The organism is Streptomyces sp. NBC_00986 (assembly GCF_045162565.1).
GTDB lineage: Bacteria > Actinomycetota > Actinomycetes > Streptomycetales > Streptomycetaceae > Streptomyces.
In genome coordinates, this window is sequence record NZ_CP108733.1 from 5,043,100 (window position 1) to 5,057,862 (window position 14,763).

Genomic DNA, 14,763 nt, shown 5'->3' on the forward strand with positions numbered 1-14,763 from the left:
CCTTTCTCGGGGAAGCGTCGTCTTGTACGGCCGGCTCGTGCATCCGTACGTCTCGTGCGTTCATACGAATGCTTCGCGCCCCGGGATACGGGGAAGTCTACGAAGCGGCCGACCGTCAGCAACGATACCGGCACACCGGACAGCCCCCACGGGACGGGGGCGTGGCCGGAAGGTAGCGTCTGGGGAGAGCGGGTCCGGGAACGCCGTTGTCGTGCGAGGCGTTCACCTATTGCCAGCTCATGTCGGAGAGACGTATCCACCAAGCACATCCACAAGGGGAAGACGCTCATTTGATGCCGGACCGCAGTCTGCGACTTCTCACGTTCCCGCCGCGGTCGGTGCTGCTCCGGGAGCGACCCTCGTCGCCGCCCGACGCGCCCTCGGACGGGAAGAGCGGTGCGGGGCAGGACGACAATCCCTTCGCGCCGCCGCCCGAGGGCACCCCGGACCGGCCCTGGCAGCCGCGGCGCCCCGAGGCCGGCGAGGACAGCGACGCCCCGCAGGGCGACGGCGGTCACTCGCCGTGGGGCAGTCAGTGGAGCGACCGGCAGCCGGGGCGTTCCTCGGGCAACTTCGGCGACCGGCCCGGCGGCCCCACCGGACAGGGCGGCCCCGAGGGCCCGGGCAACGGCGGCCCCGGTCAGGGCGGCATGCGCTGGGACCCGACGGACCCGGCCCAGCGCCGCGCCCGTTACGCCCTGCTGAGCGGCATGTGGGCCTTCTTCTTCGCCCTCTTCGGCTGGCCGTACGTGGCCCTGCTGCTCGGTGCGCTGGCCCTCTACTGGGGCGGCAGCGCCCTGCGCGCCAAGTCCCCCACCGCCGACCCGGACACCCCGGCGACACCCGAGACACAGGCCCGCCCCCAGACGACGGCGGCGATCAGCGGCCTGGTCACCGCGTCCCTCGCCATCGCCCTGGTGGCCGCGATGTTCGTCGCGCAGCTCGTCTACAAGGACTACTACACCTGCGCCAACGACGCCCTCACGAACGAGGCCAAGCAGTCCTGCAACCAGCTCCTGCCGAAGGAGCTGCGCGGGTTCCTCGGCACCGCCAACTGACAGACGGCACCGGTCAGTTCGTCACCGGCGGTTCCGGCTCCTCCGGGTGTTCCGAAGATTCCGACGGCTCGGGCTCAGGTGGCGTGGACGCCTCCCTCAAGGCCGCCCAGCGGGCCTCGCGGGAGGCGTCGTCGTACCAGGGGGTGGGCGCCGGCTCCGACGGCACGTCGACGGGCAGGAAGTCGTACGGGTCGAACGTGGGGTCGTGGTCGTAGGCGATGTACGGCTGGTCGACGGGAGCCTGCGCCGGTACGGGTACCGGGATCGGCTGCTCCGCCTTCTTCGCCTTGCGCGCGATCCAACCCCGGCCGACCGAACCCCGGCCGACCGCGAACGGCCTCCGGAACCAGCGTTCCGCCGCAGCGTCCGGCATCGTGTCGGCCTCGGCCTCTCGCGGCTTCCCGATCGTCGGCGCAGGCACCCGGCGTTCCCGCAGCCGCCACGCCCGCAACCCGAGCGCCGTAGGCACCGCCACCGCCGCGATCCACGCCAGCGCCGCACCCCCGGTCTCCCACCACACCGGCCCGAACCGCGCGAGCGCGGCACTCCCGAGCGGCCCCCCGGACAACTCCGCGAGCAGAGCCAGCGCTACGGCACAGAGTCCGGCGGCGAGCAGGGCGGTGGCGGCGGTGCGGCCTTGCACCCAGGGGGCCTGTGCTGAGGGGGCGTGCGAGGAGAGGGAGTGCGGGGAGGGGGTGTGCGAGGAGAGGGAGTGCGGGGAGGGGGCGTGCGGGGAGGGGGCGTGCGGTGGCTGTTGGTGGAGCCCGGCGCCGGCCGCCCTCCGCTTCTGCTCCTTCGTCAACTCGCCTGCGACATCGCCCCGTTGAGCCGCGGTGGCACCCACCGCGACCCGGGCCACGAACCACCCCACCATCACGCCGGCGGCCATCGGCACCAGCCCGGCGAGCCAGTTCAGCGGGGTTCCGGTGCCCGCGTCCGGGACGGCCGCGAGGAGGGGGAACGGCGGGAGGAGGGGGGCCGGGGTCGAGGAGAGGGGGGCGACCGTGTGGTGGACGCCGAGCGCGAAGCCGGGGCCGAGGCCGTAGGACGCGGACCACACCGCCGCGTTGGGGATCAGCGCGAGACAGAGCAGCAGGACGGCGAACCGGCCCGACATCCCCTCCGTGAGCTGGAGGAAGGATGTCCGGGCGGCACCGCCGTGCCAGATCAGGGACGCCCCGAGCAGCAGCGCGCCGCCCCCGACGAGGACCGCCGTACCGAGTGCCGCGGCGCGTACCGCGGTGCCGATACGAGCCCTCGACTCGCGGGCCTCCGGGCCGAGGACGAGCCGTCGCAGCCCGGCCGGCAGCAGGATCAGGACGCTCAGCACGGGTTCGCGCGGGCGCCCGTACGCCGTCCACACGCCGGAGCCGGCCGCGCCCGCGGCGAGCAGCGGCAGGCAGACCGCGGTCCAGCTCCAGGAGGGGGAGAGTTCGCCGCCGGACGCGTAGAGGGCGGCGGCGGTGCCTACGGCGAGGTAGCCGAGGGCGACACCGGTCCAGGCGGTACGGGCGGCGATCAGGGGCGGGGCCTCGGCGTCGTCCTCGCCGGTTTCCCCGCCCAGCACCGCGTGCCGGGCCGCCCGGTGCAGCAGCCACAGCGGCAGGGCGAGGAGGAGCAGCGGGGTGACGCCCACGGGGGCGGGGACTCCGGAGAGCGTGTCGGCGCGGACCAGTTCGACGCCGTGCGCGAGGAGCCACAGGGCGGCGGCCATGTGCAGGGCGCCGCCGGGCCCGCTGTCGGGGTACGGCGAACTGATCCACAGCACCATCACGAGCACCGCGAACGAACCGAGCCCGAGCCCCGCCGCGACCGCGCCACCCAACAGGCTGGCGGCCAGTCCGGGGGATCGGTCGCGCATCCGGGTGAGCAGGGGCGACAACAGCGCTCGGCGGTGGGTCATCGGCATCACGCCCGCCATGCTCCCAACGACACGCGCTTTCTCGTCGTAACAGGCGAACCTCGGAAGTGTCGCTCAATATACGTTTATGTACTTTTTCGTACGAAGGGGCGTCCGGTGACGCAGAGCCCTGCAACCCCGCTCCCTCCGCCCAAGGAACGCCGACGCCTGCGCGAGGCAGGCTCGCTGACGCAGGCTCAGGTCGCCGAGCGGGTGGGCGTCAGCCGCGAGACGGTGCGCTCGTGGGAGACCGGCCGTACGACACCACGTGGCCGGAAACGGGAGGCGTACGCGAAATTGCTCACCAGCCTGGGTGAAGAAGAGACCGTGACGAAGCCTCCGGCGGTCGGGGCGGCCGAGGTTGAGGTGGCCGAGGTCGAGGCTGTCGAGGCTGAGGTGGTCGAGGTGGTGGAGGTCGACGTGGTGGAGGTCGAGGTGGTGGACGACACCGCCGTACTCGAACCCGTCCTCGTCCCCGCCCCCGTACCCGTACCGATCGAGGAACCGTCCCGCGCGCCCCTGACGCCCGCTCAGGCCTTCGACGCGCTCTACGCGTTCTGCGCGCCCGCCCTCGTACGGCAGGCGTATCTGCTGACCGGGCGGCGCGAGTTGGCGCGCGAGTCCGTCGAGCGGGCCTTCCAGATCGCCTGGCAGCGCTGGCCCGAGGTGGCGGTCGACCGTGACCCGGCCGGCTGGGTGCGCTCGGTCGCGTACGAGCACGCGCTCTCCCCCTGGCACCGGTTCCGCCCCAGATACCGCCACCCGGAACCCCCGCCGCCGGACGCCGCCGACCGCGCCCTGCTGACCGCCCTCCTCAAGCTCCCGCCGTCGTACCGCCGCACGCTTCTCCTCTACGACGGGGTCGGGCTCGGGCTCGCGGAGACGGCGGCGGAGACGGAGGCGAGTACGCCGGCGGCGGCCAGCCGGCTGCTGCACGCGCGCGAGGCGCTTGCCGCGCAGTTGCCCGACCTGTCCGACCCGGCCGAGCTGCACCGGCGGATGACCGAACTCGCCTCCACCGGGCGGCTGCACGCTGCCAAGCCGCCGACGGTTCGTTTCGTGGGCGAACGCCGGACCGTGTTCTGGACCCGGGCGGCGATCGCGTTCACCGTCGCGATCATCGGGGCGACGACGTTCACCGTGCGGGTTGCGCCCACGCGTTATGAGGCGCCGGTGCCGGTGGGGGAACGGGTGGAGGGGGTGCCGGCGCGGGTTGTGCAGGGTGCGTTGTCGGAGGACGAGGTCGCTCTTCGGGACCGTCTGCGGAACGGGATGACGAGCGGCCCGGAGAGGCTGGCACCGATCGGTCGGTAGGTCGTCGACTGCGGCCCGGCGGGGGCTGGTCGCGCAGTTCCCCGCGCCCCTTAAAAACGCAGGGCGACCCGTGTTTTTAGGGGCGCGGGGAACTGCGCGACCAGCCACGACGCACCCGCACTCGACCGACAACGCATCAATGGGCCCGCCCCCCACCCAGGGGAACGGGCCCATCGACGTGAAGCCGGGTAAATCAGCCGGCCAGGATCTCGCGGGCGAGCTTGGCCGTCTCGGTCGGGGTCTTGCCGACCTTGACGCCGGCGGCCTCGAGGGCCTCCTTCTTCGCGGCAGCCGTGCCGGAAGAGCCGGAGACGATGGCACCGGCGTGGCCCATCGTCTTGCCCTCGGGCGCGGTGAAGCCCGCGACGTAACCGACGACCGGCTTCGTCACGTTCTTCGCGATGAAGTCCGCGGCCCGCTCCTCCGCGTCGCCACCGATCTCACCGATCATCACGATCAGGTCGGTGTCGGGGTCGGCCTCGAACGCGGCGAGCGCGTCGATGTGGGTGGTGCCGATGACGGGGTCGCCACCGATGCCCACCGCGGACGAGAAGCCGATGTCACGCAGCTCGTACATCATCTGGTACGTCAGCGTGCCGGACTTCGAGACCAGACCGATCCGGCCCGGCTTGGTGATGTCGCCCGGGATGATGCCGGCGTTCGACTGGCCCGGGGTGATGAGACCGGGGCAGTTCGGGCCGATGATCCGGGTCTTGTTGCCCTTGGCCACGGCGTACGCGTAGAACGCGGCGGAGTCGTGGACGGCGATGCCCTCGGTGATGACGACCGCGAGCGGGATCTCGGCGTCGATGGCCTCGACGACGGCGGCCTTGGAGAAGGCCGGCGGTACGAAGAGGACGGACACGTTCGCGCCCGTCTTCTCGATCGCCTCGGCGACCGTGCCGAAGACCGGGATCTCGGTGCCGTCGACGTCGACCGTGGTGCCCGCCTTGCGCGGGTTGACGCCACCGACGATGTTCGTGCCGTCGGCCAGCATGAGCTTGGTGTGCTTCATGCCCGTGGAGCCGGTCATGCCCTGGACGATGACCTTGCTGTCCTTGGTGAGGAAGATAGCCATGGCTGTTTTGTCCCTCGTCCCTTACTTCGCAGCCGCGAGCTCGGCGGCCTTGTCGGCCGCGCCGTCCATGGTGTCCACGCGCTGGACCAGCGGGTGGTTGGCGTCGGAGAGGATCTTGCGACCCAGCTCGGCGTTGTTGCCGTCGAGGCGGACGACGAGCGGCTTGGTGACGGCCTCGCCCTTGTCCTTGAGCAGCTGCAGCGCCTGGACGATGCCGTTGGCGACCTCGTCGCACGCGGTGATGCCGCCGAAGACGTTGACGAACACGGACTTGACGTCCGGGTCGCCGAGGATGATCTCCAGGCCGTTCGCCATCACGGCCGCGGACGCGCCGCCACCGATGTCGAGGAAGTTGGCCGGCTTCACGCCACCGTGGTTCTCACCGGCGTACGCGACGACGTCGAGGGTGCTCATGACGAGACCCGCGCCGTTGCCGATGATGCCGACCTCGCCGTCGAGCTTGACGTAGTTGAGGTTCTTCTCCTTGGCGGCCGCCTCGAGGGGGTTCGCCGAGTCCTTGTCCTCGAGCGCCGCGTGGTCCGCCTGGCGGAACTCGGCGTTCTCGTCGAGGGAGACCTTGCCGTCGAGCGCGATGACGCGGCCGTCGGCGACCTTCGCGAGCGGGTTGACCTCGACGAGGAGGGCGTCCTCCTTGACGAAGGTGTCCCACAGCGTCACGAGGATCTCGGCGACCTGCTCCGCGACGTCGGCCGGGAACTTGGCCTGCGCGACGATCTCGCGGGCCTTCTCGATGCTCACGCCCTCGTTGGCGTTGACCGGGACCTTCGCGAGGGCCTCGGGGTTCTCCTCCGCGACGACCTCGATCTCCACGCCGCCCTGGACGGACGCCATGGCGAGGAAGGTGCGGTTGGTGCGGTCGAGGAGGTACGAGACGTAGTACTCCTCGACGATCTCGGGCGCGGTCTCGGCGATCATCACCTTGTGGACCGTGTGGCCCTTGATGTCCATGCCGAGGATGTCCGTCGCACGCGCGACGGCCTCGTCCGGGGTGGCGGCGAGCTTCACGCCACCGGCCTTGCCACGGCCGCCGACCTTCACCTGGGCCTTGACGACGGACTTGCCACCGAGCCGCTCGGTGGCTGCGCGGGCCGCCTCAGGCGTGTCGATGACTTCACCGGCCAGCACCGGTACATCGTGCTTGGCGAAGAGGTCCCTCGCCTGATACTCGAACAGGTCCACGCGCTTCCGTCCTCAGTGATATCGCGGTTCGTTGGATGCGTGGGCGTGCCGCGAAGGGCAACGTGACGTCCGCTGTCACAAGGGAGGCGCACACGGTGACCGAGCGCGCGGCATGTCCGTCTCGCAGGTTATCGCTGCTTGCAGGGGGCCCCTAAATCGAGGGTCACACCTGAGCGGTGATACCTGTCACATGATGCCGGATTCCGTGACACGGAGTGCCGCGGACGGGACGTACGGGCAGGTCGTTCGGGTGGGCGGTGCGGGCGGGCGGTGCGGGCGGGTGGTGCGGGCGGGTGGTGCGGGCTGGCGGTTCGGGCGGGGCCTCACCGGGTTGGGGTTGGCCCGGCGAGGCCCCATACCGCGAGACGTGCTCCGGACAGACCGACGGCATTCGGCCGTCCGGGGTCACTGCCTCACGGAGTCGGTCACTCCCAGTGCCGAACGGTCCGGGCGCAGACATTGCGTGCGGCCCGTGCACCCTGGATGGCCGCGGCGGCCCTGACCCGGGATTCCCTCGGGACGGAGACCTGGGCGTCGACAAGGCGTCGTCGGAGTTCGGCGGGGGTGGTGTCGGCGTTCTGGTTCATACGTGTGCTGGCGTTCGTGCTCATGCGCGCGTCGGTTCCTCAGGCGTCACGGAAATGGAGACATGGCGACATTCCGGGCAGCTCAACTGCCGGAAGGGCCCTGCCTAGCCTGGGAAAACGGGAACGTCCCGGTACCTGTCCCGGGTCTCCGCCGCGTCCGCGCACGCGACGACACCGGGCACGATCCGCACGGGCACGCGGAAGCCCAGGGTCACGGCGCACGCGTCACAGTGCCGTGAGCCGCCGTTGTCCACACCCGCCTGATTGCGCTGCGCGCCGTTCGGGTCACCGGTGGGGGTGGGTGCCTGGCGCTGGGTGGGGGTGCGTCCGGCGGAGGGGGACGGGGTGTGACGTACGACGGCGGCATGGCCTACGGCGCCGGCGTTCGGCCCGTACGTGGCGCTTACGGCCACGTGGGTGGAGGCCGCCGCGGGTTCCGAGGCGTGCCCGTGGGCCGCGGCCCGGTGCGCCTTGCTTCCGCCGGCCGCACGCGAGGGCTGCGGGGTGGCGGAGACCGGCACCGGTGTCGACTGCGCGGGAAGCGTCTGCACCGGAAGAGTCGGCTCGGCGGGCAACAAGGGCAGGGTCGGCAGCGACGAGAGCGGCGGCACCTGCGCCTTGGCCAACACCTCGGTCACGGTCTTCGTCACCACGTCACTCACGGGCTGCACGACCCGCTCCACGGTGTCCGTGACCGGAGCCGGCACCGGAGCAAGAACAGGAAGCTGAACCGGCTTCACCGCGGAATCCACCACCGGAATCCCCGGCTTGCCGAGACTCACCGGCTTGCCCGGAACCCCGTCCGCCGCCTGCGCCTGTCCCCCGAAGACAACGCCGAGCACGAACAACCCGCCGACCAGCAGGGCGACTTGCAACACCCGTTGACGCACACGCCGCCCAACCGCCGTACGCATCACGCGCAGGGCGGCACCGGGCAGTGCGGCGGGCCGGTTCATGAGCGACGATCCTCGCACGGGTGTCCCGTGAACGCACAAGCCCCCTACTGCACACGCTAGTTCGTCATACGGTGTCCGGTATCGGCAACGGCCGCTTCTCGATCGCCGCCGCCATCACCTCCGGGAACAGATCGGGCGTACAGGCGAAGGCCGGCGCTCCCAACGCGCCCAGCGCGGAGGCGTGTTCGCGGTCGTAGGCGGGTGTGCCCTCGTCGGAGAGCGCGAGCAGGGTCACGAACTGCACCCCCGACGCCTTCATCGCCGCGACCCGCTTCAGCATCTCGTTCCGGATGCCCCCTTCGTAGAGGTCGCTGATCAGCACGACGACCGTCTCCGCGGGCCGGGTGATCTGCGACTGGCAGTACGCGAGCGCCCTGTTGATGTCCGTACCGCCGCCGAGCTGTGTCCCGAAGAGCACGTCCACCGGGTCGTCGAGCTGGTCGGTGAGGTCGACGACCGCCGTGTCGAAGACGACGAGCCGGGTGTTGATCGACCGCATGGACGCCAGCACCGCGCCGAACACGGAGGCGTAGACGACGGACGCCGCCATCGACCCTGACTGGTCGATGCAGAGGATGACCTCCTTCTTCACGGACTGGGACGCCCGCCCGTAGCCGATCAGCCGCTCCGGCACGATCGTCCGGTACTCGGGCAGGTAGTGCTTGAGGTTGGCCGCGATCGTGCGGTTCCAGTCGATGTCGTGGTGGCGCGGCCGGTTGATACGGGCGCTGCGGTCGAGCGCGCCGGTGAGGGTGGCCCGGGTACGGGACGCGAGCCGCTTCTCCAGGTCCTGGACGACCTTGCGGACGACCGCCCGCGCCGTCTCCTTCGTGGTCTCCGGCATCGCCTTGTTGAGGGAGAGCAGCGTGCCGACGAGATGCACGTCCGCCTCGACCGCCTCCAGCATCTCCGGTTCGAGAAGCAGCGCGGACAGCCCGAGCCGGTCGATGGCGTCGCGCTGCATGACCTGGACGACGGAGGACGGGAAGTACGTCCGGATGTCCCCGAGCCAGCGCGCCACGGACGGCGCCGACGCCCCGAGCCCCGCCGAACGGTCCTTCGCCGCCCGCCCCTTGTCCTCCCGGCCGTACAGCGCGGCGAGCGCCCCGTCCATGGCTGCGTCCTGCCCGGACAACTCACACCCGGTGCCGTCGGCGGCATCACCCCCGAGCACCAGCCTCCACCGCCGCAACCGCTCCTGGCCCGGGTCCGCGACCCCGCCGACCGCGACCGCCTCGGTCGCCCCGGAGGTCCCCGTGCTCATCCGCGTACTCCCCTACGCAGCCCTTCCCACAGCGGTACGACCCGCACGCCCTTCGCCGGGCCGCCCTCGGCCCGCCGCCCGCGCACACCCTCGCCCGCACCCGGCGTCTCCGGCTTCCTGATGCCCTGCCTGCCGTTGTTCGTCATCCCGCCACCCCCACAAGCTCGTTGTCGTCCAGCCCCAACAGCAGCCGCAGCACCGGCACGACCGCATCCGCGCGTCCGGCGTCCAACTCCCCGCCGAACCCGGGTATCCCGGCCGCCGTCGCCGCCGTACCCACCTGCTTCCCCGGCCCGCGCCGGACCAACTCCCCGAGTGTTCGGCGCACTCCGGGCTCGTACGACGAGAACGTTCGCCTCAGCAAAGGCAGTACGTCCGTGAACGCCTCCGCCGGCACCCCGGTCAGCCACGCGTCCACCAGCGCGAGCAACCGCTCGTCGTGCACGAGGAGCAGCCCGCCCCCACCACCGACGAACCCCTCGATCCACGCGGCCGCGTCCGCCGGCGGTGTCCCGGGCGAGAGCACCAGCCCCATCAGCCGGGCCGCCTCGTCCGGCCCCAACTCCCCTTCGTCCAACAGGAGTCGTACGGCACGTCCCCGGATGACACCGGGAACGGTGTCCCGCACGGAGAGGGTGCGGAGGACCGAGCGCCAGCGGTCACGCAGGTCACCGTGACCGGATCCCGGCCCGGGCCCACCCGCATCGCCCAACAGCGCCACCGCCCCGTGCACCGCGTCCACATGCCGCCGCATCTCCTCCGCGGCATCCGCGTCGAGGGCCGCGCAGGCCGGGGGCAGGCCGACGAAGACCCGCTCGGCGAGGCCGGCCGCGACCTCCGTCAGCGCGCCGGTGTCGGTGCCGCGTACGTCGCCGTAGCGCAGCGAACGGACCAGCGCGGGCAGCGCCTGGGCGAGATGGCCGACGTCGGTGTCGAGGGCCGCGCGGTCGGCGAGGACCTTCATCACCACCGGGAGTGCGTCCGGCAGTTCGGCCAGGAGGCAGTGCTCGGCGAGGGCGGTGACGTCGGCGAGGCTCTGCGCCCCGACGGCGTCCGCCTGCGCCTTCGCGGTCGCCGCCGCGAGCACGGTGGTGCCCCATACCCCCGCCTCGGCAACCCGTACCGCCAACTCCGGTTCCCAGCGCAGCCGCCAGGTCTCCCGGAACGTACCCGTGCTCCCCCGCGACGCGGTCGGCTCGCCCCACTCGATGCCCAGCAGCCGCAGCCGGTGCAGGAGCCTGCTGCGCCCGGCGTCGGTCTCCTTGCGCAGGTCGAGCTCCAACTCCCGCTCCAGCGCCTCCGGTTTGATCCGCAGCCTGCGCTGCGACCGGTCGAGGTCTCGCTGCAACGGCACGGCGGGCGCCCCCGGCGGCACCTCGCCCAGCACATCCCCGACGACGAGCCGGTCGTGCACCAGCGACAGCGGGACGTCCGAGCCCTCGCACATCACCGCCCGCACCGCGTCGGTGGTCTCCCCGAGCCCCGGCAACGGCCGTCCGCGCATCACCGCGAGGGTCTCCGCCAGCCGTACGGCCTCGATGACATGGGCCGGGGAGACGATCCGGTCCTCCTCCCGGAACAGTCCCGCGACCTTGGTCATCCACCGCTCGACCGGCCGGTCCGGGGCGCCGAACAGATGGCCGTACCAGCCCGGTGAGTCGATGCCCGCGCCGTACCCGCTGGCCCGCGACAGCCGGCGGTGCGTCCACGGCACCCAGGTCAGATCGGCCTTGACCTTGGGCAGCCCCTTCAGCAGCGCACGGTCCGCGGCGACGGACGCCTTCTGCCGCAGCGCGGGCACATGCCAGGCCCCGCACACCACGGCCACGTCGTCCTCGAACTCCCGCTGTGCCGCCCGCACTTGGAGCCGCATGTACGCCTCACGCACAAGATCCCGCTCGTGCCCGCCGACCCCGTACGTCTCGCGCAGCGCCCCCATGGCCTCCTCCAGCGCGGTGAACGGCGCGAACGCGTCCCGCTCCCCCACACCCCGGTGCTCGACGACGTCCTCCCACCAGCGCTCGGGATCGTCGTAACCGGCGGCCTCGGCGAGGACGGCGAGGGGATCGACGCGGATGTCCGGGGCAGAGCAGTCCGAAGCAGAAGGGTCCGAGGCGGAAGGGGACTCGCCGGGAGGGGTCGCGGCGGCCGGCGTCTCGGCAGTCGGGTCCGGTGGCTGCTCCTCCCCCGTCAACTCGCCCTCGGCGTCGGCCTTGTCGTCCTTCCCCCACGCCAGCGTGTGCGTGGCCGGGAGGTCGATGAAGCGGGCCGGGACCCCGTGCTCCAGGGCCCAGCGGATCGCGACCCACTCCGGGGAGAACTCGGCCAGCGGCCAGAACGCCGAGCGGCCGGGTTCGTCCACGGCGTGGCCGAGGAGCGCGACCGGCGGCCGCATGTCCTCGTCGGCGGCCAGCGGGATCAACACGTCGGCCTCGGGCGGCCCTTCGATCAGCACGACCCGCGGCCCGGCCGCCTCCAACGCCGCCCGCACGGCCCGCGCCGAACCGGGCCCGTGATGCCGCACCCCGAGCAACAGCGGCCCGACGCCCCGGCCCCCCTCAGTTCCCGCCACTTCGTCCCCCTCCCCTCCGGATCCCACTCCCGCTCCAACTTCGGTTCCAGCAGCTCCAACTGGAGTCGTCGTCGACCAGCCCCCCGAAGTCGCTCACGCGCTCACCTCACGGCAGGCCCGGTAGAAGTCCTTCCAGCCGTCGCGCTCGCGGACGACCGCCTCCAGGTACTCCTGCCAGATGACCCGGTCGGCCGCCGGATCGCGGACGACGGCACCGAGGATGCCCGCGGCGACATCGCTCGGCCGCAGCAGTCCGTCGCCGAAGTGGGCTGCCAGGGCAAGGCCGTTGGTGACGACGGAGATCGCCTCGGCCGTCGACAGCGTGCCGCTGGGCGACTTGAGCTTCGTCCGCCCGTCCGCCGTGATCCCGTCGCGCAGTTCGCGGAAGACGGTCACCACGCGGCGGATCTCGTCGACACCCTCGGGTACCGCCGGCAGGTCCAGAGAGCGGCCGATCTGGTCGACGCGGCGGGCGACGATCTCCACCTCGGCGTCCGCGCTCTCCGGCAGCGGCAGCACCACCGTGTTGAAACGGCGGCGCAGGGCGCTGGAGAGGTCGTTGACCCCGCGGTCGCGGTCGTTGGCCGTGGCGATCAGGTTGAAGCCGCGGACCGCCTGCACCTCCTGCCCCAACTCCGGTATTGGCAGCGTCTTTTCCGACAGGATCGTGATGAGCGAGTCCTGCACGTCGGCCGGGATGCGGGTCAGCTCCTCGACCCGCGCGGTCATCCCCTCCGCCATGGCGCGCATGACGGGGCTGGGCACCAGGGCGTCACGGCTCGGGCCGTTGGCGAGCAGCTGCGCGTAGTTCCAGCCGTAGCGGATCGCCTCCTCCGGGGTGCCGGCGGTGCCCTGCACGATCAGGGTCGAGTCACCGCTGACCGCCGCCGCGAGGTGCTCGGACACCCAGGTCTTCGCGGTGCCGGGCACGCCGAGCAGGAGCAGGGCGCGGTCGGTCGCGAGAGTGGTGACGGCGACCTCGACGATGCGGCGCGGGCCGACGTACTTCGGCGTGATCACCGTGCCGTCCGGCAGTGTGCCGCCGAGCAGATAGGTGGCGACCGCCCACGGCGACATCTTCCAGCGGACCGGACGCGGCCGGTCGTCCTGCGCGGCCAGCGCGGCGAGTTCATCGGCGAAGGCGTCCTCGGCATGCGGCCGCAACGCCTCGCTCGACGGCTTCTCGTTCGCTTGCTCGGGCGTGGTTTCTACGGACACAGTCATGGCTGAGGCCCCCTCCAGCTCCGCCGGTTCGGATCTGGTGTCCACCTTGCACGATGCCACTGACAATGCGTTCCGACCTGCGAAAACGCGTTCGCGGAGACCGGTGACATCTCAGCCCGTCCGGCGTTTGAGGGCGCAGCCACCAAGCTTCCACGGCGCCGCCAACTCCCGCGCCGTCGCCGCCCTCCACCCCACCCACCGCCCGCTCGCGGACCGATTGTCAGTGGTGGGATCTACCTTCGATGACATGACTCAGCAGGGGGTGCGCTGGACGGCTGATCAGGTGCTGGCACTGGCGCCTGACGCAGCGTCACGCAAAGCGGGAAGCAAGCTCGGGACGGCGGGGCCGTGGTCCGAGGCGGGCAGTTCTGACGAGGGGACGGTGTGGGGGCTGTGCAAGGGCAGTGGCAGCAAGCCGTATCAGACGGTCGTCGACATCGCGGACACCGCGGGTCCGGCGTACAAGTGCAGTTGCCCGAGCCGCAAGTTCCCGTGCAAACACGCGCTGGGACTGCTGCTGTTGTGGGCGGGCGAGGACGGTGCGGTGCCGTCGGGGCAGGCGCCGGGGTGGGCCGAGGAGTGGCTGGCGGGGCGGCGGAAGCGGACGGAGGAGAAGCGGGCGGCGGGGGCGTCCGCTTCCCCGGCCGCCGCTGATCCGGAGGCGGCGCGGCGTAGGGCGGAGCGCAGGGCCGAGCGGATCACCGCGGGCGCGGGCGAGTTGGAGCAGCGGCTGACGGACCTGCTGCGCACCGGCCTGGCCTCGGCGGAGCAGGCGGGGTACGGGCTGTGGGAGGAGACCGCGGCCCGCATGGTCGACGCCCAGGCCCCCGGACTGGCCGCGCGGGCAAGGGAGTTGGGGGCGATCCCGGCATCGGGACCCGGCTGGCCGGTCCGTCTGCTGGAGGAGAGCGCACTGCTCCACCTCCTCGACCAGGCCTGGCTGCGCCGCGAGCGCCTGCCCGACGACCTGGCGGCGACGGTCCGTTCCCGCATCGGCCTGCCCGCGTCGCCGGACGGCCCACCCCTGCGCGACCGCTGGCTGGTCCTCGCCCAGTACGACACGACGGACCCGAAACTGACGACCCGAAGAATCTGGCTGCACGGCACGGACTCGGGCCGCACCTCCCTCCTCCTCTCCTACGGCGCCGCGGGCCGCGCCCCCGAGCTGGCCCTGCCCATGGGGCTCACCCTGGACGCGGAGGTGTCCGCGTTCCCGGGCGCCGGGCAGCTCCGGGCGTCCCTGGGTGAGCAGTTCGCAGCACCTTCGCCTACGACAGCACGGCCACCAGGGGTGACGACAACTCAGGCCGCCGTCCATTACGGGGAGGCCCTACGGCACGACCCGTGGCTGGATTCCGTCCCGGTGACGCTGGACCGTGTCGTCCCCACCCCGGACGACGACTCCTGGCAACTGGCGGACACCGACGCGGACTTGGCGCTGCCCCTCACCGCGAGCGCCCGTTCCCGCCCCGGCCTGTGGCGGCTCGTCGCCCTCTCCGGCGGCGCCCCCGTCAAGGTCTTCGGCGAACTGGGCCACCGCGGCTTCACCCCGCTGACGGCCTGGCCGGAGGGGGCGGGAGAGCCGGTGTCCCTGTGCTGAACCCCACCCC

General features: G+C 72.1%; 12 protein-coding genes. 3 read left to right on the top strand and 9 right to left on the bottom strand.

All coding sequences use genetic code 11. From position 1 onward, the window contains the following. The first annotated feature begins 293 nt into the window (after positions 1 to 293). A complete protein-coding gene (locus OG504_RS22040; RefSeq protein WP_405991378.1) occupies positions 294 to 1,058 on the top strand; it encodes a hypothetical protein in 765 nt (254 codons plus the stop codon). 13 nt (positions 1,059 to 1,071) lie between these two features. Here the strand turns inward: OG504_RS22040 and OG504_RS22045 are convergent, their stop codons facing one another. Then, a complete protein-coding gene (locus tag OG504_RS22045) occupies positions 1,072 to 2,979 on the bottom strand; it encodes a DUF6350 family protein (RefSeq protein WP_405991379.1) in 1,908 nt (635 codons plus the stop codon). Positions 2,980 to 3,075: 96 nt separating this feature from the next. Here OG504_RS22045 and OG504_RS22050 point away from each other — a divergent pair, with 96 nt between their 5' ends. Then, complete coding sequence (locus OG504_RS22050; RefSeq protein WP_405991380.1) at positions 3,076 to 4,272, top strand: sigma factor-like helix-turn-helix DNA-binding protein; 1,197 nt, start codon at positions 3,076 to 3,078, stop codon at positions 4,270 to 4,272. A 193-nt stretch (positions 4,273 to 4,465) separates the two neighbouring features. On the opposite strand, the gene sucD is transcribed toward OG504_RS22050, so the two are convergent. The 8 genes from sucD to OG504_RS22090 form a co-directional block, all read right to left on the bottom strand. Next, positions 4,466 to 5,350, bottom strand: coding sequence for a succinate--CoA ligase subunit alpha (sucD, locus tag OG504_RS22055; protein WP_355923795.1), 885 nt, complete (start codon positions 5,348 to 5,350; stop codon positions 4,466 to 4,468). A 21-nt stretch (positions 5,351 to 5,371) separates the two neighbouring features. Beyond that, entirely contained in the window at positions 5,372 to 6,550 is a 1,179-nt protein-coding gene (gene sucC / locus OG504_RS22060) for an ADP-forming succinate--CoA ligase subunit beta (protein ID WP_405991381.1), read from the bottom strand. Between the two features lie 425 nt (positions 6,551 to 6,975). Next, the gene (locus tag OG504_RS22065) at positions 6,976 to 7,161 is read right to left on the bottom strand and encodes a hypothetical protein (protein WP_405991382.1); all 186 of its coding nucleotides are present in this window, start codon (positions 7,159 to 7,161) and stop codon (positions 6,976 to 6,978) included. Positions 7,162 to 7,241: 80 nt separating this feature from the next. Further along, positions 7,242 to 8,093, bottom strand: coding sequence for a hypothetical protein (locus OG504_RS22070; protein ID WP_405991383.1), 852 nt, complete (start codon positions 8,091 to 8,093; stop codon positions 7,242 to 7,244). Positions 8,094 to 8,157: 64 nt separating this feature from the next. Then, positions 8,158 to 9,357, bottom strand: coding sequence for a vWA domain-containing protein (locus tag OG504_RS22075; protein ID WP_405991384.1), 1,200 nt, complete (start codon positions 9,355 to 9,357; stop codon positions 8,158 to 8,160). Next, positions 9,354 to 9,503, bottom strand: a complete 150-nt coding sequence (locus OG504_RS22080) for a hypothetical protein (protein WP_405991385.1) — start codon at positions 9,501 to 9,503, stop codon at positions 9,354 to 9,356. Before OG504_RS22080 ends, OG504_RS22075 begins: the two co-directional genes overlap by 4 nt. Beyond that, the gene (locus OG504_RS22085) at positions 9,500 to 11,929 is read right to left on the bottom strand and encodes a DUF5682 family protein (RefSeq protein ID WP_405991386.1); all 2,430 of its coding nucleotides are present in this window, start codon (positions 11,927 to 11,929) and stop codon (positions 9,500 to 9,502) included. The genes OG504_RS22080 and OG504_RS22085 overlap by 4 nt, the downstream gene beginning before the upstream one ends. 93 nt (positions 11,930 to 12,022) lie before the next feature. Further along, positions 12,023 to 13,153, bottom strand: a complete 1,131-nt coding sequence (locus OG504_RS22090) for an AAA family ATPase (protein WP_405991387.1) — start codon at positions 13,151 to 13,153, stop codon at positions 12,023 to 12,025. A gap of 247 nt (positions 13,154 to 13,400) precedes the next feature. On the opposite strand from OG504_RS22090, the gene OG504_RS22095 reads away from it, so the two are divergent. After that, on the top strand, positions 13,401 to 14,753 hold the full coding sequence (locus OG504_RS22095) for an SWIM zinc finger family protein (RefSeq protein WP_405991388.1): 1,353 nt from the start codon (positions 13,401 to 13,403) through the stop codon (positions 14,751 to 14,753). Positions 14,754 to 14,763 lie beyond the last annotated feature (10 nt).

Coding starts and splice junctions, on each gene's coding strand:
- OG504_RS22090 (WP_405991387.1), bottom strand. CDS start 13,153: ATGACTGTGTCCGTAGAAACCACGCCCGAGCAAGCGAACGAGAAGCCG.
- sucD (WP_355923795.1), bottom strand. CDS start 5,350: ATGGCTATCTTCCTCACCAAGGACAGCAAGGTCATCGTCCAGGGCATG.
- OG504_RS22065 (WP_405991382.1), bottom strand. CDS start 7,161: ATGAGCACGAACGCCAGCACACGTATGAACCAGAACGCCGACACCACC.
- OG504_RS22040 (WP_405991378.1), top strand. CDS start 294: ATGCCGGACCGCAGTCTGCGACTTCTCACGTTCCCGCCGCGGTCGGTG.
- OG504_RS22045 (WP_405991379.1), bottom strand. CDS start 2,979: ATGGCGGGCGTGATGCCGATGACCCACCGCCGAGCGCTGTTGTCGCCC.
- OG504_RS22075 (WP_405991384.1), bottom strand. CDS start 9,357: ATGAGCACGGGGACCTCCGGGGCGACCGAGGCGGTCGCGGTCGGCGGG.
- OG504_RS22080 (WP_405991385.1), bottom strand. CDS start 9,503: ATGACGAACAACGGCAGGCAGGGCATCAGGAAGCCGGAGACGCCGGGT.
- OG504_RS22095 (WP_405991388.1), top strand. CDS start 13,401: ATGACTCAGCAGGGGGTGCGCTGGACGGCTGATCAGGTGCTGGCACTG.
- OG504_RS22070 (WP_405991383.1), bottom strand. CDS start 8,093: ATGAACCGGCCCGCCGCACTGCCCGGTGCCGCCCTGCGCGTGATGCGT.